Annotated in this window: 22 protein-coding genes; 14 read left to right on the top strand and 8 right to left on the bottom strand. The window is 53.1% G+C overall.

The window, feature by feature from the left end; genetic code table 11:
• Positions 1-16: 16 nt before the first annotated feature.
• A complete protein-coding gene (gene ibpA, locus AAGQ96_RS00300) occupies positions 17-433 on the bottom strand; it encodes a small heat shock chaperone IbpA (protein ID WP_147193638.1) in 417 nt (138 codons plus the stop codon).
• Between the two features lie 303 nt (positions 434-736).
• Here ibpA and AAGQ96_RS00295 point away from each other — a divergent pair, with 303 nt between their 5' ends.
• Positions 737-1,138 carry a YceK/YidQ family lipoprotein gene (locus AAGQ96_RS00295; RefSeq protein ID WP_342754550.1) on the top strand — a complete coding sequence of 134 codons (402 nt, stop codon included), beginning with the start codon at positions 737-739 and terminating at the stop codon, positions 1,136-1,138.
• On the opposite strand, the gene AAGQ96_RS00290 is transcribed toward AAGQ96_RS00295, so the two are convergent.
• The 6 genes from AAGQ96_RS00290 to dnaA all read right to left on the bottom strand — a co-directional run bounded on the left by AAGQ96_RS00290 (position 1,116) and on the right by dnaA (position 9,672).
• The gene (locus AAGQ96_RS00290; protein WP_342754548.1) at positions 1,116-2,384 is read right to left on the bottom strand and encodes a DUF3748 domain-containing protein; all 1,269 of its coding nucleotides are present in this window, start codon (positions 2,382-2,384) and stop codon (positions 1,116-1,118) included. The two genes, AAGQ96_RS00295 and AAGQ96_RS00290, sit on opposite strands and share 23 nt — an antisense overlap.
• A 109-nt stretch (positions 2,385-2,493) precedes the next feature.
• Entirely contained in the window at positions 2,494-3,303 is an 810-nt protein-coding gene (gene yidA, locus AAGQ96_RS00285; RefSeq protein ID WP_147193632.1) for a sugar-phosphatase, read from the bottom strand.
• A gap of 181 nt (positions 3,304-3,484) precedes the next feature.
• Positions 3,485-5,893 (bottom strand): DNA topoisomerase (ATP-hydrolyzing) subunit B, encoded by a 2,409-nt coding sequence (gene gyrB, locus AAGQ96_RS00280; RefSeq protein ID WP_147193630.1) that lies wholly within the window; start codon positions 5,891-5,893, stop codon positions 3,485-3,487.
• 17 nt (positions 5,894-5,910) lie between these two features.
• On the bottom strand, positions 5,911-6,996 hold the full coding sequence (gene recF, locus AAGQ96_RS00275) for a DNA replication/repair protein RecF (protein ID WP_147193628.1): 1,086 nt from the start codon (positions 6,994-6,996) through the stop codon (positions 5,911-5,913).
• Positions 6,997-7,175: 179 nt separating this feature from the next.
• Positions 7,176-8,276, bottom strand: coding sequence for a DNA polymerase III subunit beta (gene dnaN / locus AAGQ96_RS00270; RefSeq protein ID WP_147193626.1), 1,101 nt, complete (start codon positions 8,274-8,276; stop codon positions 7,176-7,178).
• 4 nt (positions 8,277-8,280) lie between these two features.
• Entirely contained in the window at positions 8,281-9,672 is a 1,392-nt protein-coding gene (dnaA, locus tag AAGQ96_RS00265) for a chromosomal replication initiator protein DnaA (RefSeq protein WP_147193624.1), read from the bottom strand.
• A gap of 600 nt (positions 9,673-10,272) precedes the next feature.
• Here dnaA and rpmH point away from each other — a divergent pair.
• The 13 genes from rpmH to AAGQ96_RS00200 all read left to right on the top strand — a co-directional run bounded on the left by rpmH (position 10,273) and on the right by AAGQ96_RS00200 (position 24,795).
• Positions 10,273-10,413: a 50S ribosomal protein L34 gene (rpmH, locus tag AAGQ96_RS00260; RefSeq protein ID WP_147200476.1), complete on the top strand. Its 141-nt coding sequence runs from the start codon at positions 10,273-10,275 to the stop codon at positions 10,411-10,413.
• Positions 10,414-10,430: 17 nt separating this feature from the next.
• A complete protein-coding gene (gene rnpA / locus AAGQ96_RS00255) occupies positions 10,431-10,790 on the top strand; it encodes a ribonuclease P protein component (RefSeq protein ID WP_147200475.1) in 360 nt (119 codons plus the stop codon).
• Entirely contained in the window at positions 10,754-11,002 is a 249-nt protein-coding gene (gene yidD / locus AAGQ96_RS00250) for a membrane protein insertion efficiency factor YidD (RefSeq protein ID WP_147200474.1), read from the top strand. Before rnpA ends, yidD begins: the two co-directional genes overlap by 37 nt.
• An 11-nt stretch (positions 11,003-11,013) precedes the next feature.
• A complete protein-coding gene (gene yidC, locus AAGQ96_RS00245) occupies positions 11,014-12,657 on the top strand; it encodes a membrane protein insertase YidC (protein WP_147200473.1) in 1,644 nt (547 codons plus the stop codon).
• Between the two features lie 109 nt (positions 12,658-12,766).
• Positions 12,767-14,131, top strand: a complete 1,365-nt coding sequence (gene mnmE, locus AAGQ96_RS00240) for a tRNA uridine-5-carboxymethylaminomethyl(34) synthesis GTPase MnmE (protein WP_342754547.1) — start codon at positions 12,767-12,769, stop codon at positions 14,129-14,131.
• 545 nt (positions 14,132-14,676) lie between these two features.
• Positions 14,677-15,951 (top strand): hypothetical protein, encoded by a 1,275-nt coding sequence (locus AAGQ96_RS00235; protein WP_342754546.1) that lies wholly within the window; start codon positions 14,677-14,679, stop codon positions 15,949-15,951.
• Complete coding sequence (locus tag AAGQ96_RS00230; RefSeq protein ID WP_342754545.1) at positions 15,948-17,825, top strand: aminotransferase class I/II-fold pyridoxal phosphate-dependent enzyme; 1,878 nt, start codon at positions 15,948-15,950, stop codon at positions 17,823-17,825. Before AAGQ96_RS00235 ends, AAGQ96_RS00230 begins: the two co-directional genes overlap by 4 nt.
• Complete coding sequence (locus AAGQ96_RS00225) at positions 17,809-18,420, top strand: CDP-alcohol phosphatidyltransferase family protein (protein ID WP_342754543.1); 612 nt, start codon at positions 17,809-17,811, stop codon at positions 18,418-18,420. The genes AAGQ96_RS00230 and AAGQ96_RS00225 overlap by 17 nt, the downstream gene beginning before the upstream one ends.
• Positions 18,420-19,316: a DMT family transporter gene (locus AAGQ96_RS00220; RefSeq protein WP_147200468.1), complete on the top strand. Its 897-nt coding sequence runs from the start codon at positions 18,420-18,422 to the stop codon at positions 19,314-19,316. The genes AAGQ96_RS00225 and AAGQ96_RS00220 overlap by 1 nt, the downstream gene beginning before the upstream one ends.
• 60 nt (positions 19,317-19,376) lie before the next feature.
• Positions 19,377-20,072, top strand: coding sequence for an HAD family hydrolase (locus AAGQ96_RS00215; protein WP_342754542.1), 696 nt, complete (start codon positions 19,377-19,379; stop codon positions 20,070-20,072).
• A 3-nt stretch (positions 20,073-20,075) separates the two neighbouring features.
• The gene (locus AAGQ96_RS00210; protein ID WP_342754541.1) at positions 20,076-22,538 is read left to right on the top strand and encodes an HAD-IIIC family phosphatase; all 2,463 of its coding nucleotides are present in this window, start codon (positions 20,076-20,078) and stop codon (positions 22,536-22,538) included.
• Positions 22,535-23,938, top strand: a complete 1,404-nt coding sequence (locus AAGQ96_RS00205) for an SDR family NAD(P)-dependent oxidoreductase (protein WP_342754540.1) — start codon at positions 22,535-22,537, stop codon at positions 23,936-23,938. Before AAGQ96_RS00210 ends, AAGQ96_RS00205 begins: the two co-directional genes overlap by 4 nt.
• A gap of 119 nt (positions 23,939-24,057) precedes the next feature.
• A complete protein-coding gene (locus AAGQ96_RS00200; RefSeq protein ID WP_147200464.1) occupies positions 24,058-24,795 on the top strand; it encodes a phosphopantetheinyl transferase in 738 nt (245 codons plus the stop codon).
• 43 nt (positions 24,796-24,838) lie between these two features.
• On the opposite strand, the gene AAGQ96_RS00195 is transcribed toward AAGQ96_RS00200, so the two are convergent.
• Positions 24,839-26,152: an NCS2 family permease gene (locus AAGQ96_RS00195; RefSeq protein WP_342754539.1), complete on the bottom strand. Its 1,314-nt coding sequence runs from the start codon at positions 26,150-26,152 to the stop codon at positions 24,839-24,841.
• Positions 26,153-26,191: the final 39 nt, after the last annotated feature.

Raw genomic sequence — 26,191 nt, 5'->3', positions numbered from 1 at the left:
TGCGGCCTTATGATGATTACTTGATGATTTCAATACGACGTGGCTTGTTAGCTTCGGGAACGACACGTTCCAAATCGATATACAGCAAACCGTTTTCCAGACGGGCATCATGGACGTTAACGTGCTCCGCCAGCTGGAATTTACGTTCGAAATTGCGTTCGGCAATGCCCTGATACAGATAGGTTTTTTCCTGCTGTTCTTCCGGGTGTGCACCGCGAACGGTCAGCATATTGTCATGGGAGGTGATCTCCAGTTCGCTCTGCGCGAACCCTGCCACGGCAATAGTAATTCGGTAATGGTTTTCTGCCACCAGCTCAACATTATAAGGAGGGTAGCCGCCGTTACTCTGACCCTGGTTAGATTCCAGTAAATTGATCAGACGGTCAAAACCAATGGATGAACGGTACAGTGGAGCGAGATCGAAATTACGCATAGTTTTATTACTCCTGAATATCAGCGAATAGTTGATTCAGACCTTCCATAATGGACAGGTCTTCAGGCCAGAAACAGGACCCTGTCGGCGTCCGTATTTGTGACCTTAGCTATAAAATGGTGCTCGCTGTCTGACTTTCAAGGGCGATTTTAGTAAATTTTTTAATCCACTTTACTGTGAATGACATACACTCAGGTAAGAATTTGTCAGCGTAGTGCATGAGCCACCACAGAGTGGCCGGAAATCTCCGCATAGCGACGATATTAATCAGCCCGGCTCTGCTGTGACTGAAGGGATAGAAATATGATGGTACTTAAGCGTCACTTCGCTGGGCTACTGGCCTGCCTGTCACTGTCAGGAACCAGCGGATGCTCCAGCTTTATGTCTCACTCCGGGCCCGATCAGGGCTACTATTCTGGCACCCGCGCCAGCGCCAAAATTGTCGCCGACAGCAACAGCGGTTGGGTTATGCGTCCGCTGGCCGCTATCGATTTACCTTTTTCTGCGGTTATGGATACCCTGCTGCTGCCCTGGGACTACTACCGTGCGGGCAGCGATAAGGCGCTCGACTCTCCGCGCGAACGCATTTTGCGTAGCGAGCAGGAAAATCATACTAATGAAAGCCTTTCGCAGGCCGCACCGCTGGTTATTCATACCTCCAACGGTACGGCTTCATCTCCTGCTATCCATTCACCTCAGCAATAAAAATTTGCTGAAAGCCCGCGACATTACGCAGATAGGCGACATGTAGTCCATCCGGGGAACAGACCACGGCATCAGCCAGCGGCGCTTCGGCCGTTCGCACCGTTAAACGGCGCATTTTGCCGTTGCCTGTATCACACAGCATAACGCTGTTATCGTTGATAAACGCGACTGACTGACCGTCAGGATGCCAGCTGAAAGCGGACTGAATATCGCTTGCGGCGTGCGTTACCTGCCGAAGCCTGCCGCCCGCAGGTGAGACTGTCCAGAGCTGAACCACACCCTCATCATCCTTCATCAGAAACGCGATCGCCCGGCCGTCAGGCGAGCTTCTCAGCCAATGGCGAGGCGAGGTCGCCAGGCCAGGATAAGCACGTTCATGGGTAAAGGTTAAGCGACGCTGGATCACGCCTCGCGGCGGTGCCGGAAGCGTTGTCGCCGTTCCGGCAAGCGGTTCATTGCCTGCCAGCGCGTAATCAGCCAGCGTATCGGGCAGGTCAACAATAAACACTTCAGGTACTTTTTCGCCACTCAGGCTGACCGTATCGCCAATAAAAGCCAGCGCCCAGCGTTGACGATGGCCGTCAGTGCGCAGGTAGCCCTCTTCGCCAATCCAACCCTCTTCGTAAGCGCGATTGATCTCATCGCTGCCCGGCTGTGGCGCAGAGGTGGTTTTGCTCACCAACACGCAAAAATGGCTGCCGTCATATTCTCTGGGATGCATTTTCGGCGGGCAAACGGGATGTAGAGGCACGGCCACGCCCACGTTGCGCAAATCCTCTTTGCTGTCCAGCTCGTGCATAACATGGTCGTTATAGGTAAAACTCAGCCGGGTGCCATCGGGGCTAAAAACGTGCACATGCGAGCCGCCACGCAGCGCACCCGGAGTAAAAGGCGGCGTGATATCGCAGGCATCCAGATTCTCCACCAGCCCGTTTTGTATGATGACGCCGCGTCGGTGATGAAAGTCATATTGCCACAGGCTGTCCGGGTGCTCAGGCCCATGAATGCAGACATAACGCGGCGGCAAGTCCGAACTGGTGGTAATGACGCCAACATGCGCACCGTCGCCTGCCTGATACAGCACCTCGGTCTGTCCGCTAAGATTGACGCGTTCAACCGTCAGGCCGCTGAACGTCGCGCCATTTGGGCGTACGTCATACACCAGCCAGTGGCTGTCGGCAGTCCAGATATTGATGTTGGTGAGTTGGTGATTACGTTGATGAAAAGTGAGCTGTTGTTCCGGCATCGTGCTTACCCTTAGCAGTGTCTGCTACTAAGGGTAATGCATTCAATAAGATTGCGGTACATTCATAAGCAGGAATTGCCCTGTGACGCGCATCGCGCCATAAACCCAATTACAGCGCGAACTTATTAATAGCCCAGGCCACGCCGTCTTCGCTATTCGCTTTAGTGACGAACTGCGCGATAGCCTTCACCGCATCAATGCCGTTCTCCATTGCCACGCCGGTGCCAGCAAACTCCAGCATCGCCAGATCGTTTTCCTGATCACCAATCGCCATCACTTCTTCACGGGCCAGCCCTAAGCGATCGGCCAGCGCCTTCACGCCCGCGCCTTTGTTCACTGTCTTACTGAGAATTTCCAGATAATAAGGGGAACTTTTCATGATCGTGTAGCGATCGTAAGCTTCCTGAGGAATACGGGTGATCGCTTCATCCAGCGCCGCAGGCGGATCGATCATCATAACTTTCGGGAAAGTCAGCGTCCGATCCATCTCCTCCACCGCACGATAATGTAACGGTATGCCTGTCAGGAAAGATTCGTGAACGGTATATTCACTGATATCTTTGTTAGGGGTAAACAGCTGCGATTTGGTCAGCGCCTGGAAATGAACGCCCAAATCACGCGCCAGCTTTTCCACGTAGAGATAGTCATCAAAATTGAGCGTGACTTCCGCTACGCAGTCGCCTGATTCCGCTTTTTGCACCAGCGCACCGTTATTGGTAATGCAATACTGGCCTTCCTGCTGTAAATCCAGCTCCATCAGGTAACGCTGCACGCCAATAAACGGGCGACCCGTGGCCAGCACGATAGCTATGCCCTTGTCGCGTGCAGCCTGAATCGCCTGCTTCACGCCTGGCGTTACCACGTGCTGTGGATTAAGCAGGGTGCCGTCCATATCAATCGCAATCAGTTTTATCGCCATATCATCCTCGGAAGCCTAACGGTTTCTTTTATGCTAGCGCGATTCAGCTCACAATGCCCAGTCTGATTTTTGTAAGCCCGCCATGAACAATCGCAAATCAGGGTATCGCACACATAAAAAAACACCCTGTGAGCGCTATGCTCACAGGGTGTTGCGTAGTGTATTCCAGCTTCAGCCCGGCTTAGATATCGATGTTTGCCGCTTTCAGCGCGTTCTCTTCGATAAACGCACGACGAGGCTCAACCGCATCGCCCATCAGCGTGGTGAACAGCTGATCGGCTGCGATAGCATCCTTGACCGTTACGCGAAGCATACGACGGCTGTCCGGATCCATGGTGGTTTCCCACAGCTGTTCCGGGTTCATCTCGCCCAGACCTTTATAGCGCTGAACCGACAGACCGCGACGTGATTCTTTCACCAGCCAGTCCATCGCCTGCTCAAAGCTGGCAACCGGCTGCCGACGTTCACCACGTTCAATGAAGGCATCTTCTTCGATCAGGCCACGCAGTTTCTCACCCAGCGTACAAATTTTGCGGTATTCACCGCCGGTCAGGAACTCATTATCCAGCGGATAATCGGTGTCCACACCGTGGGTACGAATACGCACAATCGGCTCGAAAATATTCAGCTCGCGATTTTCACGCACCAGTCCGCTGTAAGAACTTCCGTGCTGCTCGTTCTCGTTCAGACGGGTAACCAGCTCATCAATCCACTTCTGCACGGGTACTTCAGCCGTGATATCACTCAGCGTTGGGTGATAAATCAGTGAATTAAGCAGAGCCAGCGGGTAACGACGCTCCATGCGCTTGATGGTTTTACGGGTGCTGTTAAATTCAGCCACCAGATTTTCCAGCGGCTCACCGCCTAACGCAGGTGCATCAGCATTGGTGTGCAGCGTTGCACCGTCAAGAGCGATAGAGATCTGATACTGATCCATCGCCTCATCATCCTTGATGTACTGCTCCTGCTTGCCTTTCTTCACTTTATACAGCGGCGGCTGAGCGATATAAACGTGGCCACGTTCAATGATCTCCGGCATCTGACGATAGAAGAAGGTCAGCAGCAGCGTACGGATGTGCGAGCCATCAACGTCCGCATCGGTCATGATGATGATGCTGTGATAGCGCAGCTTGTCCGGGTTGTACTCATCACGTCCAATACCGCAGCCAAGCGCGGTAATGAGCGTAGCAACTTCCTGCGAAGCAAGCATTTTATCGAAGCGCGCTTTTTCTACGTTAAGGATCTTACCCTTAAGCGGCAGAATCGCCTGGTTTTTACGGTTACGTCCCTGCTTGGCGGAACCGCCCGCAGAGTCCCCTTCCACCAGGTAGATTTCAGACAGGGCCGGGTCGCGTTCCTGACAATCCGCCAGTTTGCCTGGCAGGCCAGCCAGATCCAGTGCGCCTTTACGACGGGTCATTTCACGCGCGCGACGAGCGGCTTCACGCGCACGCGCTGCATCGATAATTTTACCCACGACGATTTTCGCGTCGCCCGGGTTTTCCAGCAGGTATTCCGCCAGCAGTTCGTTCATCTGCTGCTCAACCGCGGATTTCACTTCGGATGAAACCAGCTTGTCTTTGGTCTGAGAAGAGAACTTTGGATCCGGTACTTTCACCGACACTACCGCAATCAGGCCTTCGCGCGCATCGTCGCCGGTAGCGCTGACTTTCGCTTTTTTGCTGTAGCCTTCTTTATCCATATAGGCGTTCAGCGTACGGGTCATCGCCGCACGGAAACCGGCCAGGTGAGTACCGCCGTCACGCTGTGGAATGTTGTTGGTGAAGCAATAGATGTTTTCCTGGAAACCATCGTTCCACTGCAACGCCACTTCCACGCCGATGCCGTCTTTCTCGGTAGAGAAGTAGAATGCATTAGGGTGAATAGGCGTTTTATTGCGGTTCAGGTATTCAACGAATGCCTTGATACCACCTTCATAGTGGTAGTGATCGGCCTTGCCATCACGTTTGTCTTCCAGCTTGATCGACACGCCGGAGTTCAGGAACGACAGCTCGCGCAGGCGCTTTGCCAGGATTTCATATTCAAAATCGGTGACGTTGGTAAAGGTTTCATGGCTTGGCCAGAAGCGCACGCGGGTGCCGGTCAGATCGGTTTCACCCGATACTTTCAGCGGTGCCTGTGGCACACCATGGACGTAAGTCTGTTGATGAACTTTACCTTCGCGACGGATGGTCAGTTCCAGCTTTTCCGACAGGGCATTAACTACTGAAACACCCACGCCATGCAGACCGCCGGACACTTTATAGGAGTTGTCATCAAACTTACCGCCAGCATGCAGGACGGTCATGATCACTTCCGCCGCAGAAACGCCTTCTTCTTCATGGATACCGGTAGGGATACCACGGCCATCATCCTGCACGGAAACCGAGTTGTCCGCGTGGATGGTGACAAGAATGTCTTTACAGTGACCGGCGAGTGCTTCGTCAATGGCGTTGTCCACGACCTCGAATACCATGTGATGCAGACCGGTGCCGTCATCCGTATCGCCGATATACATACCCGGGCGCTTGCGTACTGCATCAAGCCCTTTTAGAACTTTGATACTTGAGGAGTCATAAGAATTCGACATCAACGTTTCTCGCTCGTTTAATCTTCAGGTTGAACCGTTATTTTACCCTGTTCCACGTGGAACATCTTGCCCTTTTCGTCGGTCATATCGAACACATGATCGGCACTGATTGCGCTAACGAAAACCTGGGCCTGAGTTGCTTTCAGTCGCGAAGCCAGTAAGTGGCGACGCGTCTCATCCAGCTCGGAGGCAAAATCATCTATCAGATACAGGCAGCGTCGCCCATTCTGTCGGGTGAGAAACTCACCCTGCGCCAGTCTGAGGGCGCACATCAGCAGCTTTAACTGGCCGCGTGACAGTAAATCTTCTACCGGCGTACCCTCAGCGCGGATCCGGAAATCCGCTTTGTGAGGGCCGCTGGCGGTATAGGTTAACGCCCTGTCGCGCTCAAACTGACGTTCGAGCAGTTCGCTGTAGGGCGTTTCTTTGTCCCAGCCGCGTTGAAATGAAAAATTCAGTTCAAATTCGGGCAGGAACTGGGCGCAGGTGGCAGTGATATCCGCCGCAATCGCTTCGCTATAGGCGGCACGCCACAGGCTTATCTGCTCAGCCAGTGGCGCCAGCTCCTGATCCCACGCACGAATTTGCTGGTAGCGCGAAACCTGTCGGAGAGCGGCGTTGCGCTGCTTCAGCAGACGGCGGAGATTGCTCCATGCGGTGAAAAAACCCGGCTCGTTATGAAAACAGCCCCAGTCAATATAGGCGCGTCGGTACTTCGGGCCACCGTTAAGCAGCGTAAAGCCTTCTGGCGTAATCAGCTGCATTGGCAGCATTTGCGCCAGCTCCGCGACTTTATGACCATCGGTGCCATCGATGCGAACCTTGCTGTCGCCGGCCCGATTTTTCGTCAGGCCAACGCTGGTTTCCCGCTCTGCGCCGTCGATTCGACCATGCAGCACAAACGCATCCTGATCATGGCGGATCACTCTGCCAGCCTGCAAGCTGCGAAACGCCCGGCCATGGCCCAGCGTATAGATGGCTTCCAGCACGCTGGTTTTACCGCTGCCGTTCGCGCCCACCAGAAAGTTGAAACCGGGTGCCAGCGCCAGGTCCGCGTTTTCGATATTGCGGAAATCTTTGATAAGCAGGCGGGTTAAAGCCATAAGTAAAGTCGTTCCGCGGACAGTGGATCAGATAACGCGTTTTTACACAAAGCCAGAGCGTTAACGGCGCAGGCAGTTTGTAGACGGCCAGCGCACAGCCGCCGCAGCGTACCCAGGTACGTGAGGACGGCGAGCACTGCCCGGACGCAAAATGACAAGTAAGTTAGCTCGATAATTTACTATAAACGCATAGGCATGACGACATAGGCCGCGCTCTGACTCGCTGCATCTTCAATTTGCACGCTGGAGACAGAATCGGTCAGCAGCAAACGAACGTTTTCACATTTCAGCGCGTTAAGCACGTCCAGCACGTAACTGACGTTAAAGCCGATTTCTAAATCGGTCCCGCCGTAGGTCACGTCCAGCATCTCTTCCGCTTCTTCCTGTTCAGGGTTGTTCGCGGTAATTTTCAGCTGATTTTCGCTGATATAGAGGCGAACACCACGGAATTTCTCGTTAGAGAGGATCGCCGCACGGGAGAAAGCCTGCTTGAGCAGATCGCAACCCGCATCCAGCGTTTTGTCCGGGTTCTTCGGCAATACGCGGCGATAATCCGGGAAACGGCCGTCAACCAGCTTGGAGGTAAAGATAAAATCGCCCACATGAGCACGAATATTGTTGCTGCCGATCTGTACCTGAAGTGGCGTATCACCGCCGTCCAGCAGGCGTACCAGCTCAATCACGCCTTTACGCGGTACGATCACCGAATGGCTCGGCAGTGATTGCCCAACCGGCATGGAGCAAACCGCCAGACGGTGGCCGTCGGTCGCAACCGTGCGCAGCTCTTCGCCTTCCGTTTCGAACAGCATGCCGTTCAGATAGTAACGAACGTCCTGATGCGCCATTGAAAACTGCGTGGCTTCAATCAGGCGTTTCATCGTGGCCTGTGGCAAAGTGAATTCGACTTCGCTCTGCCAGTCGTCCAGGTTCGGGAAGTCGCTGGCGGGCAGCGTGGAAAGTGAAAAACGGCTGCGGCCGGAGCGCACCAGCATTCTTTCCCCTTCCAGGATGACCGTAATCTCCGCGCCTTCGGGCAGGCCGCGGCAAATATCGAAAAATTTACGCGCTGGCACCGTGGTGGCGCCTGGCTCATGGTCCTGCGTCAGCGCAACGCGGGCAACCATTTCCATTTCTAAATCGGTCCCGGTCAGCAGCAGGCTGCCTTCGTTGACCTGTAAAAGCAGATTGCCAAGGATCGGCAATGTTGGACGGCCGCCCAGTGGGCTACTGACCTGCTGTAAGGGTTTGAGTAAATGCTCGCGTTCTACAATAAATTTCATAGCGTCAGGAAGATAATGTTCTGATTAAATTTGAGAAATCTTCTTTGATATCGTGGCTTTCTTCACGAAGCTGCTCGATCTTACGACAGGCGTGCAGCACCGTGGTATGGTCACGACCCCCGAAAGCATCACCGATTTCCGGCAAACTGTGGTTGGTCAGCTCTTTTGCCATCGCCATCGCCATCTGACGAGGACGGGCAACCGAGCGCGAACGGCGCTTGGAGAGTAAATCAGCCACTTTGATCTTGTAATACTCGGCTACCGTCTTCTGAATGTTGTCGATAGTCACCAGCTTTTCCTGAAGCGCCAGCAGATCGCGTAGCGCTTCACGAACGAAATCAATCGTGATGGCACGGCCGGTAAAATTGGCATTGGCGATCACGCGGTTCAGTGCGCCTTCAAGCTCACGGACGTTAGAGCGCAGGCGCTTGGCAATAAAGAAGGCCACTTCACCCGGCAGGCGAATATCGTTTTCGTCGGCCTTCTTCATCAGGATCGCCACGCGGGTTTCCAGCTCCGGCGGTTCGATCGCAACGGTCAGTCCCCAACCGAAGCGGGACTTCAAGCGATCTTCCACGCCGTTGATCTCTTTTGGATAGCGATCCGAAGTCAAAATGATCTGCTGATTGCCCTCAAGCAGCGCATTAAAGGTGTGGAAAAATTCTTCCTGCGAACGCTCTTTATTAGCAAAGAACTGAATATCATCGATCAGCAGCGCATCAACGGAACGGTAGTAGCGCTTAAATTCTTCAATGGCATTGTTTTGCAGCGCTTTTACCATGTCCTGTACGAACCGCTCAGAGTGCATATAGACGACTTTTGCGTTCGGCTTGCGCGCCATGATGCCGTTGCCGACAGCGTGCAACAGGTGCGTTTTACCCAGGCCCGTACCGCCATACAGGAATAAAGGGTTATAAGCACCGCCAGGATTGTCCGCGACCTGACGAGCCGCCGCGCGAGCCAGCTGGTTCGATTTACCTTCAACAAAGTTGTCGAAATTATGCTTGGTATTGACGTTCGAACGGTAAGAAAGCTCCGCCGGTGCCGGCATGCTGTCCCAGCTTGGGCGAGTCGGTGCCGGTCGGTTGCCCGCAGGCGGTATCGTGGCGTTCGCACTGCTCATTACCGGCTGGCTAATCTGCCGTGTTACCGGCTTGCTGCCGACTTCAAAACGCAGTAACGGCGCGTCTGCCCCGCAGAAATCATTCAGCAGGCCATTAATATTGTTGAGGTATTTATCACGGACCCAATCGAGCACAAAGCGATTTGGTGCATACAAGGCCAGCGTATTGTCGTTTAATTCAGCCTGCAATGGACGTATCCACATGCTGAATTCTGTGGCAGGTAGTTCATCCTGCAAACGGGCAAGACACTGTTGCCAAAGCGTAAGTGACACGGCGGACTCCACTCGAAAAAATTCGATAAGAAAAAAGGCGCTGAAGCGATAAATTCATCATTGTTGACGCATGCAGATGACGCACATACGAACCGCTGTCCGCGGTTTCTCCGCCGCTGATCGATCGAAGGATCGCAAGCGGAAGGGCGGATCATAGCGCAAAGCGCCGCAGAGATCTTCACTTTCTACACAGTTTTGTTCCAATTTATCCACAGGCCATTCAGCCAGGGATAAGTTTACCCGTTCGTGCTCAAAAGGCATTCAGGATCGTCCGCATTCGGCGAAATTTTAAGGCGCCATCACGTTATTACCGCAACGCCGATGCAAACAGATCGCGAGAAGATCCTGCTCGATCCTTGCGCTTTACCCCAGACGCCGTATAATTCCTGCCCCGGCGTGTTGCGCTCTGGCCCGAACCGGCTGGTTTTGCGGTCGAACGGGATATCCAGACGCGCCTTGAAAGCGAAGTAAATTGACTCCGGACTGTACAATTATTACAATCCCGCCTCTTTATTAAAGATACACTGAGGCGTTGGTCGGTTTTCTGACCTTACAAGCGCGTCACCAAGTGAAATTTTCCAAGTTTAGGTAGAAATCGCCATGAAACGCACTTTTCAACCGTCCGTACTGAAGCGCAACCGTTCACATGGTTTCCGTGCTCGTATGGCAACAAAAAATGGTCGTCAGGCTCTTGCACGTCGTCGTGCGAAAGGCCGTTCACGTCTGACCGTTTCTAAGTAATAAAAGCTAACCGCTGAGTGGTTAAGCTCGCATTTCCCAGGGAGTTACGTTTGTTAACTCCCACTCATTTCACTTTCGTCTTCCAGCAGCCACAAAGAGCTGGCACGCCGCAAATTACGATTCTCGGCCGCCTGAACTCGCTGGGGCATCCCCGCATCGGTCTTACCGTCGCCAAAAAGCATGTTAAACGCGCGCATGAACGCAACCGGATCAAGCGATTGACCCGCGAGAGTTTTCGCCTGCGTCAACACGAATTGCCTGCCATGGATTTTGTGGTAGTGGCGAAAAAAGGGGTTGCCGATTTGGATAACCGTGCGCTGGCGGAAGCGTTGGAGAAGATATGGCGTCGTCACTGTCGCCTGGCTCGCGGCTCCTGATTGCGCTGATCCGCGTCTATCAACGCGTAATCAGCCCGCTTTTAGGACCCCACTGTCGTTTCCATCCAACCTGTTCGCAATACGGTATTGAGGCATTGCGCAGGTTTGGCATGGTAAAAGGCAGTTGGTTGACGACGAAACGCGTATTAAAATGCCACCCTTTGAACCCGGGTGGCGACGATCCGGTGCCGCCAAAAACCGACGATAACTGAGAACATTAACGATGGATTCGCAACGCAATCTTTTTCTCATCGCTTTTCTGTTCGTGTCTTTTATGATCTGGCAAACCTGGCAAACGGACCATGCTCCGCAGCCGCAGCAAACCCAGACCACACAAAACACGACAGCAGCCGGTGATGCCGCCAACCAGGGCGTACCTGCCAGCGGCCAGGGCAAAACGATCACCGTTAAGACTGACGTTCTGTCTTTACAGATCAATACCCGCGGTGGCGATATTGAGCAGGCACAGCTGCTGACTTACCCGGATAAACTGGGCTCCTCACAGCCTTTCCAGCTGCTTGAAAACACCCCGTCATTTGTCTATCAGGCACAGAGCGGTCTGACCGGACGCAACGGCCCGGACAACCCGGCTAACGGCGCGCGTCCACTGTTCACCACGACTCAGGATACATTTGAGCTGGCTAACGGCGAAAGCGAACTGCGTATCCCGATGACTTACACCGCGGAAAACGGCGCAGTCTATACCAAGACTTTCGTGCTGAAGCGTGGTGAGTTTGCGATCGGCGTGGATTATCAGGTTAACAACACCACCCAGCAGCCGCTGGAAGTGGCGATGTTTGGTCAGCTGAAGCAGACCATCGACCTGCCAAAACATCGTGATACCGGCAGCAACAACTTTGCGTTGCACACCTTCCGTGGTGCGGCTTACTCCAGCAGTGAGACCAACTACGAGAAGTACAAATTCGATAAAATCAGCGATAACGAAAACCTGAGCACCACCACCAATAACGGTTGGGTGGCGATGCTTCAGCAGTATTTCGCGACCGCATGGGTTCCAAAAACAGCCGGCACCAACACGCTGTATACCAGCAACCTGGGTAACGGCATTGCTGCTGTAGGCTACAAATCTTCTCCCGTTTCTGTTGCACCAGGTGCACAGCAGAATCTGGCCGCGACCCTGTGGGTTGGGCCGGAAATCCAGGACAAGATGGCCGCTATCGCGCCTCACCTTGATCTGACCGTTGACTACGGCTGGCTGTGGTTTATCTCTCAGCCGCTGTTCAAACTGCTGAAGTTCCTGCACAGCTTTATCGGTAACTGGGGCTTCTCCATTATCGTTATTACCTTTATCGTTCGTGGCATCATGTACCCGCTGACTAAAGCGCAGTACACCTCCATGGCGAAAATGCGCATGCTACAGCCGAAGATTCAGGCGATGCGTGAGCGTTTAGGTGAAGACAAGCAGCGTATGAGCCAGGAAATGATGGCGCTGTACAAAGCAGAAAAAGTGAACCCGCTGGGCGGCTGTCTGCCATTGGTCATCCAGATGCCTATCTTCCTGGCACTGTATTACATGCTGATGGGCTCGATTGAACTGCGTCATGCGCCGTTCGCGCTGTGGATCCATGACCTGTCTGCGCAGGACCCGTACTACATTCTGCCAATCCTGATGGGCATGACGATGTTCTTCATCCAGAAGATGTCGCCAACCACCGTGACCGATCCAATGCAGCAGAAGATCATGACCTTTATGCCGGTCATCTTCACCGTGTTCTTCCTGTGGTTCCCGTCTGGTCTGGTGCTGTACTACATCGTCAGTAACCTGGTCACCATTCTCCAGCAGCAGCTGATTTATCGCGGCCTGGAAAAACGTGGCTTGCACAGTCGCGACAAGAAAAAGGCGTAAGCTACTCCGGCATGGCGGACCGATTCCGTCGTGCCAACAGCCTGCACAATGGTTATGATAAGGCGGTCAATTGACCGCCTTATTTTTTGCGTTAAAAAGAGAGTCGAAGATGAATCATAGCGAGACGATCATAGCTCAGGCGACCCCGCCAGGCCGCGGCGGCGTTGGTATCCTGCGCGTTTCCGGTCCCAAAGCTGCTTTCGTGGCCCAGCTGCTGCTGGGCAAGCTGCCGAAACCCCGTTACGCCGACTACCTGCCCTTCCGCGATGCTGATAACACGGTCCTGGATCAGGGTATTGCGCTGTGGTTTCCTGGCCCGAACTCTTTTACCGGTGAAGACGTGCTGGAGCTCCAGGGGCATGGCGGCCCGGTCATTCTTGATCTGCTGCTGAAGCGCATTGTCGCTATCCCTGGCGTGCGTATTGCTCGTCCCGGCGAATTCTCAGAGCGGGCGTTCCTGAACGATAAGCTCGACCTGGCCCAGGCAGAAGCGATTGCCGATTTGATTGATGCCAGCTCAGAGCAGGCTGCGCGCTCGGCGCTAAACTCGCTTCAGGGCGCTTTTTCGCTGCGCGTTAATCAACTTGTGGAAGCACTTACTCACCTGCGGATCTATGTAGAAGCCGCAATCGACTTTCCCGATGAGGAAATCGACTTCCTGTCCGATGGGAAAATCGAAGCCCAGCTGAATCAGGTGATCGCCGAACTGGATGGCGTGCGTGCCGAAGCGCGTCAGGGTAGCCTGCTGCGCGAAGGGATGAAGGTGGTGATCGCTGGCCGGCCCAATGCCGGTAAATCGAGCCTGCTAAACGCGCTGGCGGGTCGTGAAGCGGCAATTGTTACTGATATCGCTGGCACCACTCGCGACGTGCTGCGCGAGCACATCCATATCGACGGCATGCCGCTGCATATCATTGATACCGCCGGGCTGCGTGAAGCCAGCGATGAAGTCGAGCGTATTGGTATTGAGCGTGCCTGGAGCGAAATCGAACAGGCCGACCGTGTGCTGTTTATGGTTGACGGTACCACGACCGGCGCGACAGAGCCTGCGGAGATCTGGCCAGACTTTATCGCCCGTTTGCCAGCAACGCTGCCGATCACTGTGGTACGTAATAAAGCTGACGTAACGGGTGAAGCGCTGGGTTTGACCGACGTGAACAACCACTCATTGATTCGCCTTTCCGCCCGCACAGGCGAAGGAATCGATGTGTTACGCAATCATCTGAAAGAGACGATGGGCTTTGCCGGTAACACCGAAGGCGGCTTCCTCGCCCGCCGTCGCCATCTGGAAGCGTTAGAGCTAGCGGCGACTCACTTACTTCAGGGGAAAGAGCAGCTGCTGGGCGCACGCGCTGGCGAGCTACTGGCTGAAGAGCTGCGTGTTGCACAGCATTGCTTAAGCGAAATCACCGGCGAGTTCACTTCTGATGATTTACTGGGACGTATCTTCTCCAGCTTCTGCATTGGGAAGTAAGCACCCGCCTGCCTTCGCTCCCGCATGGCCGATCGCCATGCGGGATTTATATCTCCATAAGTCATCAAATAACATATTTTACTGCTTCTGAGCCTTGCCATTTTTAAGCCTCTATTAATTTTCATGTCTGTATATGCTTTCTGCCTATATAGAATCCCTGATAATTATTAAAGGCCCGTCTATATGATAAATATTAAAAAGAATAGTCTGCAAAATGGATAGAAAAAAGCGTGCTCCACCCCCGCCTCGTTAAATAAGTGTTACTTATAAGTTAACATGCTAACCAAAATGGAATTTTCCTGAAGAATTATAAATAAAAACACATCACAATCAGCTAGTTACCTGTCAATAAGCCTTATTTTCGCTAATGCATTAATGATGTTTGCCTTTATCCCCATTCGTTATATTGTACTTTTATGACATATTTATTAAAGTCGAAAACCTCTATATCCCAGTTTTATTAACATCTCAAAGGTATGGTGGCCAGTTCAGATTTTATTGCACCCAAGAGATAAAACGTCAGCTAAAAGAGGAATTATGAACGGATGAAATCAACTCAATTTATTGCCAGCCGTCATTATTCAACCGCACTCATTGGATTCGGACCCGCCAACCTGGGATTATTGATTGCCGCCTGGCGTCGCGGAGATCTGAAAGAACTGGCGCGGGATGGGATAATTATTATCGAACAGGCCACAGAACCTGGCGGGGGAAGCCTTGGTGATTACAAAATAACGGCTAATTCCCTGGCTTCCGTTTTCCTCGAATGTATTGACGACAAGCGGCTGGGCGATCTTTTTGCCGAACTGAAAGACAAACCTGAAGTTCAGCTGTTGCGCAAAGAGAGCACATCAGCACCTTTTCTGGCAACGGTAGGAAAAATATTACGAGATATGGCCCACGTCGTTATTGCGGCCGTTGCCCGTCATTATGACATTACGGTATTGACCTCAGCAGAAGCCAGAGATATCCAGCAGGATGGAAACCATTACACCATTTCATTTCGGTATAACGGTGAGGATCATTATGTGCAAGCCAAAAGTGCCTTTGTTAACTGTGGCGGAATACAGTCTTTTTCACCCGCTGATTATGCAGCCCTCGCCGGCCAGGTGCTAAGTTCCGACAGGCTATTGCGGATGCCTGCGGAAGAATTGCAGCCGTTATTAAACGCTTATCCCCACCCGCGGATTGCCGTTATTGGCTCATCACACAGCGCAGTGTCCGCCATAATCAGGCTTTCTGAACTGATCAGCGACCGTGACGCCGAAATTGCCATTTATGGGCGCTCGCCGCTGCGCCTCTTTTTTGAGAGCGCTGCCGCTGCCCGCAGGGCAGATTATCAATTTAACGATGAAGACGATGTATGCCCCCTGAGCGGTAGGGTCAACCGCTTCTCGGGCTTGCGTTATGCCTCTCATCAGGCGGCCGTCAGTATTCTCCGTGAAGGTCGTCTTGGTCCGCATTCACCTGCCGTGACGGTTAATATTTCGCCGTCGCCATTGACCAGCGCGAGCAGTGCACCTGCTTTTGATATCGGAATTATCGCTACCGGATTTTCGGCAAAAGGACCGCCTGGACCAGAGCGAAACAGCCATGCCGATGGGCGAGTCAGAGATAATAATGGTCGGGTTTATCAGGGATTATATTCATTTGGCCTCGGCAGCGGTTTAACCCCATCTTTTAAAATAGGAGGAGAAAAATCTTTCAGAGGGAAGCTTGATGGCGTCTGGCTCTATATCAATGACATTGGTGATGCAGTATTGGATAGCTATATAAAAGACCATTCACTCGAAAAAGTAGCTGAAGGATTTCCTCAATGAATACACAGGTAAAAAAAGCCATTGTGCTGGCTGCCGGTACCGGCAATCGTCTCTATCCATTAACCGAAAATAACCCCAAGCCATTAACCCGCGTGGGAGAGCAAAGCATTATTAAGCGATTAGTTTCAAATCTCATCAGCGTAGGAATAACGGATATTGTTGTAGTGACCGGTCATCTGGGAGAACAGATATCTGTTGAGCTAAATGGGAATTTCAGTGAGGCTAATTTTAGCTTTATCCATAACGAACGCTATAACGCTACGAATAATATTTATTCTCTCTGGCTGGCAAGAGAACACTTTACGGAAGATTTTTTGCTGCTGGAAGCAGACGTTATTTTCAAACCCGAAACGCTGGATCAACTGACGTTTGGGCCGGCTGATTCCTGTGCCTGCCTGGTCTCGCCAAAAGAATATTATATGGATGGCGCATGCGTGAAGCTCACCGGCGCACCGTTACGCGTTACCGCGCCCGAACAGGTGCCGGTAGCCAAACAAAGCCCCGATCACTATAAAACCGTCAATTTCTATCGTCTTTCCGGCAAGTTTGCCAGTACCTGGCTACAGGATCGCCTGCAACAAAAAGTGGTTAACAACGATCTGTCTGGTTATTACGAAACCCTTTTTTCTCAAGCGATTACTGAAAATAGCGAGCCGTTCCTCGCCTGCATTGTTAATCAGAATGACTGGTTCGAAATCGACAACCTGGACGACCTGGATATCGCCAATTTCCGGCTTAAAGATCCCCACCAGCGACAGTCACATCTTGAAGCACAGCACGGGGGCTACTGGCGATATCCGATTACCGATCACTGTCTGCTTTACAATTTTCATTATCCGCCCAGAAAATTGCTCGACCATTTAAGTGCGAGGCTCGAAAAACTGGTGCGCGAATATCCCTCTTCGCAGCGGCCCATTGCCGAGTATCTTTCAGGGTATTACGACCTGAAAGCGTCGTCACTGGTGGTGTCAAATGGCGTTAGCGAGCTGATCCCGCTGCTGTTCCGCGATGTGCACAAACCGGTTCTTATTCCGACCCCCTCTTTTAATGAATATGAGTCTGCCGTGCCTCCAGGATTACTGCGCCATTTTGCATTGCGGCCGGAAAACGATTTTTATCTCGATCCACATAAACTGCTACAGCAGGCACAGGCAGAGAATGTCGGGCATATCGTGCTGATTTCGCCCAACAACCCTACCGGGAATGCCATTCCTCACGATGACCTGCACACGCTTATTCGTGGCGCAGCAAAACAGAATATTCAGGTCATTCTGGATGAGTCTTTTATCGATTTTCATCCTGAAAGCCGTGGCGCCTCCTTTTTCCCGGAGCTTGCCCGTTACGCCAACCTGACCATCGTGCTCAGCCTGAGCAAATCGCACGGTATTGGCGGTATACGTCTTGGGATGTTGGCTTCAGGGAGTGACAGTCTCGCGGCAGCGATACGCTCCCGGCTTCCAATTTGGAATATCAACTCCTTTGCGGAAGAGTATCTGCGACTGTTTTCGGCATTCCGCAAAGAGTATGCCGCTTCCTGTGACAAAGTCCGCTATGAGGTACAGAAGCTGCGCCAGAACCTGAATACGCTGCCAGGCCTGACGGCCTTTCCCACCGACGCCAACTTTTTGTTTTGCCGCCTGGATGAACGTTTCGGTAAGGCCAGCGAGCTGGTTACCGAGCTTTTGCAGCAGGATCAAATTTTTGTGAAGGATTGCGCAGGGAAAACCCTGCCAGAGGCCGAACAATATTTTCGGATCTCCTCACGCAACGAGGCACAAAACGATCGGTTATTCCTGGCGCTGTCACGCATTTTGCAGGCCAGGCAGGCTTGTACCGTCCGTACCCCGGAGCTGGTAAATGCTGCGACTTTATAAAGATGCCGCCAACGTTTGCACCTTAATCGGACTGATTGCTGGTTTTGCTGCGCTGCTGTCGTTGGTGGCTCATAACCTGCCTCTGGCTCTGACTTTTATCCTGACAGGGGCAGTAGCCGATGTGTTTGATGGCCCCCTCGCTCGCGCGGCCAGCAACAGACCAGATGTGGCACCCGCCTTTGGTAAAGAGCTGGATACGTTAGCGGACGTGTGCCACAGCGTTTTATCACCCGCCCTCTGGGTAGTCATCTCCCTGGGATTGACGCCCGTTTCCGTACTGGCCGGGCTTGTACTCACCGTGGCAGGGGTAACCCGGCTGGCTTACTTCACCTCGGTTACGCCTGCCAAACCCGGCCATTTTATTGGCGTACCGGTGACCTGGGTGCCTCTGGTGTTAGCCATCGTAGTTAATCTGTTGGGCACCCACACTTTACCCACCGTTGTTGGCGTGCTGTTCGCGTTAATTATGGCTCTGGCACAGACAAGCCGCGTGTTGGTCCCCAAATTTAGCGGCCGGAAATTTACCCTTTTTGCCGTTATCGCCATCGGGTTATTACTCCTTACGGCACTACGAACTCTTGCAGGAAACTGGTAATGACTATTTTGACTGATGGCATGAGAAGAGAGAAATCAGGCACGATTGGCTTTCTGTGGATGATGCTCTCTACAGTGCTGTTTGTTGCCGTTGACGCAGTAATTAAGCTGGCGGGTAAAAGTATTCACCCTTTTGAGGTAGGTTTTTTCCGTAATCTGTTCGGCTTTCTTTTTCTTCTTCCGGCGCTGTGTCGAACGCGTTTTACTGCGCTAAAAACAAATGATTTTTATGGGCACCTGCTGAGAGGCGTGCTGGGCGTTGCCGCCACGCTAACTTTTTTCTATGGTCTGACAATTGTGCCTTTGGTTAAGGTGATTTCTCTTTCTTTTGCCGTACCGATATTTGCTTTTGTTTTGGCCATTATTTTCCTCGGTGAAAAACCGTCGGTCAGGCAGTGTTTCTGGACGCTGGTTGGCTTCGCGGGCGCCTTAGTGATTGTCAGGCCGGGATACATTCCCCTGTCGATTGGCACGCTTATTATTCTGCTGTCGGCATTTTTAAACGCCTGCATTTATATCGTGGTAAAAAAACTTTCCCGTACCGACTCTTCACTGTCTATCGGTGCCTGGATGTGTTTATCCGTCGGCACCCTGACCTTTCCCTTCGCCTGGTATTACTGGAGCTGGCCAACACCGCAGCAGTATCTGCTGCTGATATTGGTCGGCGTACTCGCCACCTCGGCCCAGTATGCATTATCAGAAGCGTTCAGAAACGCTGATACCAGCGCCATGATGCCTGCCGAATTCCTGAAACTGATCTGGGCTGCGCTGATTGGCTTTTTTGTGTTCCGGGAATCTGCCGATGTTTTTGTCTGCTTTGGGGCCGCAATCGTTATCACCGCTAACGTGATGTCGGGGTTAGCGAAGCGACGACATGACCGTAGCAGCCAGAAATAAAGAGCGCCTGTCGCCGATCGGGGCGCTCATCAAAATATTACCAATCAAGAGGTTAACTGCATGGCGTCTATTGACTCAATCATCGTTCTGGACATTGATGGCACCCTGACCGACAGCGTGCCAGCCCACCAGCATGCCTTCGAACAGGCACTGCGCTTTTTCCCTTTCCAGGCCCTGTCCACCGACTGGGGGCGCTACACCCACCATTCCGACAGCGGCATTTTTTATGAAGCCTGGCAAAAAGCAAATTTTGTTGGTGAACCGGATCTGGCCACGCTTGAGGAAGCCTATCTGAAAGCTTACCCGCAGGCCCTGAAACGTTATCCGGTTAGCGCCATTCCTGGCGCGGCAGAATTTATTGCCACCCTTAGCGAAAGCTGGGGCATTGTTTTTGCCACCGGCAGCCTGCGTTCCGGGGCGCTGCACAAGCTTGGTGTCCTTGGTATTGATGCGGATGAGGTCGTGCTGGTGACCTCATCAGAGTTTGCCAGCCGCGAAGAACTGGTCAAACAGGCGGTCGGGCAAGGGTGTCGCAAATTCGGCATCAAAGCCCCTCGCCGGGTTGTTTCCATTGGCGATGGCATCTGGGATTTGAAGACGGCGAACAATCTTGGTTATGAATTTTTAGGGATTGGCGAAGGGGAAAAAGCTGCCCATCTCAGCGCCTCGGGCGCAGAAGTTTATCCAGACTTCATCGCCTTGCTTAAAGATCGCCAGCTGTTTTCGTCAGAGCCGATTGCGATAAAGGAGAGTTAATGTATGCCGAGCGGGACGACGTATGATGTGTCAGACAGGCCGCCGCTAAGTACGGCAGAGATCCTTGCTGCGATTAAACAGGCGGCACCTCCTGACTGCGATGTCTTTGAAGTTCATTCATCCCTTTCTCTGCTGTCAGGCTTAAGCCGCAGGCCACACCGATGGGCCTTTTTGCGTGCGGTAAGGAGTCTGGTTCGTGAGGGGAAAACCCTGCTGTTTCCGGCGTTCACCTTTTCTTATGCAGGCGGCAAGGCGTTTCATCTTCAGCACTCACCTTCGGAAACCGGCGTTCTGGCTGACTGGGTGCTTAGCCTTCCTGAGGCACGCCGCACGCCCAGCCCAATGTTTTCCTTTGTGGTGATCGGGCCGAAATCACCGCTCTTTTTGCAGGCAGATCACCGTGATGCGTGGAGCGCAGAATCCGTGCTGTCGAGGGTAGAAAAGCTGGGAGGTGGAGCGCTGATGTTGGGTGCCGGATGGGATTACCTGAGTTTCCTGCATGTCGTGGAACAACGGCTCATGGTGCCCTATCGCGAATTTAAAGTTTTTCACGCCAAAGCAGATTTAGGTCAGGGTCCGGTCGATCCCGCCATGCAGGTCTATGTACGCCGTCGGGATATTCGTACCGAACTGGATTTCGCCGCGGCGGGTCGGGCAGCGGAAGAGGCTGGCCTGGTAAAAACAGCCCTGCTCGGCGAAGGTGAGGTGAAATTTGTTTCGCTGCGCCATATCGCACGGCTTTGCCAGGAGAGAATGGGTACAAATCCGTTTTTCTTACTGAAGAATGGCCAGCAGACGGCAATGGACATCGCCCAGGTCACACAGCGTACGCAACAACCCGTTTTCCGTATTGCGCTTCTCAGCGCGGAAAATCCCGATTATCTGATCGAAGCACTTAAAAAGCAGATTGCTGCAACAATTCCGACCAGAAGTATTGCGTTTTATCCCAGTCAGTACGGCAATTTCTATTCAGATTTGACCCTGGACGATTCCCCTCTGCGCACGTTCAACCCGCACCTGACGATTATTGCCGATACCTTCGAGAGCCTGAGCGGCTGCTCAGGACAGTATGCAATTGATGAAGAGACATTTCACCTCAGGCTCAATCGTTGGCATGCCGCCGTGGCTGGCTGGGCCGAAGCCAGCGAAAACCAGGTGGCTGTTTTCAGGCCAATGTGGGCAACGGCAAGCGGCACGTTTTCCGGCGAGGAAAATAGTGCCCGGCTGGCTACGATACTGGCACAAAATGAGGGGATATTTATCGACACCCCCAGTCTGGCGGCACAATCAGCGATTCCCTTGCGCGACCCGCGCAGCTGGTATCTGGCTCGTACGCCCTGGTCACCCCAGTTTGCCAAAGTGCTGGCTGAGTATCTTACTGGCATTGTTCTTGACCGCTGTGGTCTTTCGGTACGTCTGATCGTGGTTGATCTGGATAACACATTGTGGGGAGGCGTAGCCACTGACGATGGACTGGAAGGCCTCGCGCTGGGCGGCGATTTTCCCGGAAACGCTTTTCGGGATTTTCAGCTGTTGCTTAAATCACTGGTGCAGCGAGGGATCGGGCTGGCTATCGCCAGTAAAAACGACCGGCATGTCGCGCTGGACATTCTCGATCGCCATCCCGAGATGGTGTTGCGTCGCGAAGATTTTGCCGATGAAGAAATTCACTGGGAGGCCAAAACCGATTCTGTCGTTCGTCTGGCAAAACGAATGCATCTGAGCCTTTCCAGCGTGATGTTCCTTGATGACAATCCGGTTGAGCGAGAGGCGGTAAGGCGCAATCTGCCTGAAGTCGTGGTTCCTGAATTAGGTAACGATCCGGTCCGCTACTGTGAAATTGTCAGTCGTATTCCTCAGCTCGCGTCTGCGGGCCTCACCAGCAGCGATCGCCAGCGTGGCAACGCATTTCGCCAGTTGAAAGCGGTGGAAGACGCACGTCGCGTCGCTGTTGATTCGCAGGCTTTTATCAGCGACCTGGCCGTTACCCTGAGATTCGCTCTGCTCAATGATGGAAATCTCTCCCGGGCCGGGCAGCTGATGACCAAAACCAACCAGTTTAATACCACACTGAAGCGCTACAGCGCTGCCGATTTAAAAGCGCTTGTGCAGCAGGGGCATCAGGTCATCGTTCTGGAGATTGCCGATAAATTTAACCCGCCAGAAATCATGGGTGTAGCGGTATTACAACAGGCAGTGCTTGATACGGTCGTGCTGTCATGCCGGGCATTTGGCAAAGGCGTGGAAACGGCCTTATTTCAGGCTCTGGCCGCTGCGCTGTTCCGTCAGTCGGGCCTTTATCTCAGGGTCTGCTTCACCCCAACAGACAAAAACCATGTGGTGATTAGCGCACTGGAGGCATTGCACTTTACGCCGCACAACGACATCTGGCTTGCAGGAACAAAGAGCCTGTCGCTGCCAGTTTCGCCAGTGAAAATAACCGGACTTGAGGAGATTTTTCAGTGAAATTTAGTCAATTTGCTGTTGGACAGTATGTGGCGTTTACCCGGGCTTTCTCGTCGGAAGATTATGAAAAATTCAGGGCGGTGAGCGCGGACAATAACCCGCTGCACTGGGACGTGGATTATGCCCGCGAGGCGGGCTTTTCACAGCCAATCTTACCGCTTGGGTTATCCATTTCGCCTTTTTCTGCCATTGCAGGAAAGGCGCTACCGGGCATTCCATCATTAATTCTTTCATCATCATGGAACGCCCACAGCCACGTTGATTATGACCAAAACCTGACGTGGTCCGCCAGAGTCAGCCATATCCTCACAGAGAAAAGAGTGCTTCAGCTTGATTTGCGTGTTTATGACGGTGAACGACGGTTAATCTCAGGGAAAATGTCAGTCCAGGCCAGAGTTGAGGAATGGAACATTCCCGACGATATTGCTGCCGAATTCAGCGTCAGAGAGCCGGCTCGCGTTGCGCTGGTAACGGGGGCAGAAGGCGCGATCGGCGCAGCCTGTGCAGCCCGACTGGAAAGTGCCGGATGGCAGGTATTACGTCACGCTCGACGTAGCAATACGGCTGATATCGTTGCTGATTTAGCGACAGAACCGGGTCGCGAGCAATTAAGTCACGCTGTACGGGAGCGCCAGCCCACGCTGATCGTTCACGCGGCCAGCGCGGCGACTAAGGCAACGCTGACAACATTGATAGCAACTAACTATCTGGCGCTGCATTCTCTTACCGCTGCGGCTCTGCCGCATATGCTGGCGATGCAGAGCGGCCGTATCGTGAATGTGGGATCGGTTGCCCAACTTAAAGTGTCCGGGTCTTTCACGGATTATGCGGCAGCAAAAACGCTTTCGGACTGGTATCTGAACCAGGTTGACCTGCAACATCGCAGCAATGGCGTAGAGACCACCACCGTGCTTTGCGACAAGACAAACAGCGCTTTTTCAGAAGGGCAGCAGGCGCTTAGCGGCACGGCAATGGAACCAGAAGAAGTGGCTGAGCAGCTGGTGGCGCTGGGACTGGGAGAGCAACCGCTTCATACTCGCTATACCCTAAGCAGTGAAGGATTAACCCGCCTCACCGCTGACGAGGCGCCACAAACGGTCAGCAACAACAGCATTCCGACAGCGAAACCAGAGCGAGTAGCAGCATCGTTTTCATCTGCGCCACTGGAGGAGTTGCGCACCAGGCTGCGGACTATGTTCAATCAACTGCTGCCGGATTCAGTAGGCAAGCCAGATAATCTGCTGCGCATCAATACCCTCTCCGGCTGGGATTCAATGACACAAATCGCGATTGCGCTGGAAGTAGAACAGCAGTTTGGTATCGCGCTGAATGGGGCCGCCGTGGCGGAGCTAATCTCGTTCGATGCCCTTCTTCAGGCAATTAGCAACGCAAAGGATTGATGTACACGACGTTAATATTAATCCTAAATATACATCATGAGGTTAAAGCCACGTGATATTTCCTAAGAACATTTTTACAATTCAGCGGGGATTTTTCGACCATTTTCACGGAGCGACAGATGGCAAGTCATTTCGCACGCTGGGCACTGAACGCAGGGATGATCCCGGTGCACAGGATTTCTCAACAGGCAGTGGATGCAGCACAGTTCCTGCCGGAACGACGCCGCAGCCGTTATCTGGCTGCCCGCATGCTGCTGGCGGAAATGATGTTGCGCGTATACGGCATCCCGCAACTGCCTGAACTGGTGATGGCCAGCAATGGACGTCCTCACTTTGCCGACAGCGATCTGCCCGATTTCAGCATTGCCTATGCTGGCAACATCGTTGGCGTATTGCTGGCTGATGAAGGCGGATATGCAGGCCTGGATATGGAAATTGTCCGCGCGCACAGTCGCCAGACGCTGGAACAGCATTCACGCGATATTTCCACCGCTGAAAAAGCCTGGATTAACGCGCAGGCCGATCCCGATGAGGCAGCGACGCAATTATGGACAATGCGACAAAGCGTTTTGAAACTGACGGGCGACAAGGAGAGGGGCAAAGATTCGCTACAGTTGCAGCCTGCTTCAGGAAGGCTTCGCTCCTCATTGTTTACGACTATTCAGGCCATTTCCGACGTAGAACCGCTGATCATCTGGTCCTGTGCGCTTTCGCCCGGTAGCGAACATCTTACTCTGTGGGAGTTTGAAGCGGACAGCTGGACACTGCTGCGGGATATTCCTGCTTATGCGCAGAATTTGGGAGCGAGGATGCTACGATTAACCAGCCTGTCTTCGGGAAAAGTCTCTGGTGACTGAACAGCCTCCCACACGACAAGCGTGCAGGAGGCATGGTACTCAATCAGTGTGCGTCAATGAACACAATTTTCAGCACAAACAGCAGAGCAACGACCACCACGCAAGGGCTGATTTCACGCCAGCGGCCGGTTCCCAGCTTCATTACGCAATAAGAGATAAAGCCCAGCGCGATCCCTTCGGTAATAGAGAAGCTGAACGGCATCATAATGGTCGTGACGAAAGCAGGAACGGCTTCGGTCAGATCGTCCCACTTCACGCGCGCCAGGCTGGATGTCATCAATACGCCAACATAGATCAGCGCGCCAGCAGCTGCATAAGCCGGAACCATGCCAGCCAGCGGCGACAGGAACATCACCAGCAGGAACAGGATCCCCGTAACCACCGCCACCAGACCGGTACGGCCGCCAATGGAGACGCCGGAGGAGCTTTCAATATATGCAGTAACGGAAGAGGTGCCGATAAAAGCACCCGCAACGGAGCTGATGCTGTCGACAAACAGCGCCTGCTTCATACGGGGGAAGGTGCCCTTTTCATCGGTCAGACCGGCTTTATCCGTCACGCCAATCAGCGTACCGGAGGAGTCAAACAGATTGACCAGCATAAAGGAAAAGATGATGCCGGCCATGCCGATATTCAGCGATCCCGCCAGGTCAACCTGTCCGACAATCGAGGTCATGCCGGTTGGCACAGAGAAAATGCCGCCATACTTTACATCACCAATCGCCAGGCCAATCAGCGTGGTGACCACGATAGAAACCAGCACCGCAATATGAATGTTGCGCGAGGCAAGGATAGCGATAATAAAGAAGCCCAGTGCGCCCAGCAGGACGCTGTGCGAAGTTAAATCCCCTACCGCCACCAGCGTCTCTTTGTTCGCCACCACGATGCCGGCATTTTTCAGGCCGATCATCGCAATAAACAGACCAATACCGGCCGTAATGCCCACACGCAGGCTCATCGGGATATTAGCAATCATCCAGTAGCGGACGCGGAAAAGGGTCAACAGCAGCAGGCCAACCGCGCCCCAGAAGATAGCGCCCATCCCTGTCTGCCACGAGATGCCCATTGCGCCGACCACCACAAAGGCAAAAAAGGCGTTCAGGCCCATTGCCGGAGCCAGCGCTACCGGAAGGTTGGCGACCAGGCCCATCAGAATACTGCCTGCGGCTGCAATCAGGCAGGTCGTCACAAACACCGCCTGCGTATCCATACCGGCCACGCCAAGAATTTGCGGGTTCACGAATACGATATAGACCATGGTCAGGAAAGTCGTGAAACCGGCAATGACTTCGGTCCGTACTGTGGTGCCGTGTTGCTGGAGTTTGAAGATCCGCTGCAGTAGACCTGAGTTATTCATTATGAGATTCCAAAACGGAGAAAAGTTATCGTCGGCTAT

Source organism: Pantoea sp. MBD-2R (assembly GCF_039134845.1).
In the GTDB taxonomy this organism is placed as follows: domain Bacteria; phylum Pseudomonadota; class Gammaproteobacteria; order Enterobacterales; family Enterobacteriaceae; genus Erwinia.
The sequence above is the reverse complement of the archived record's forward strand: the minus strand, read 5'-3'. Positions and strand labels throughout refer to the sequence as shown.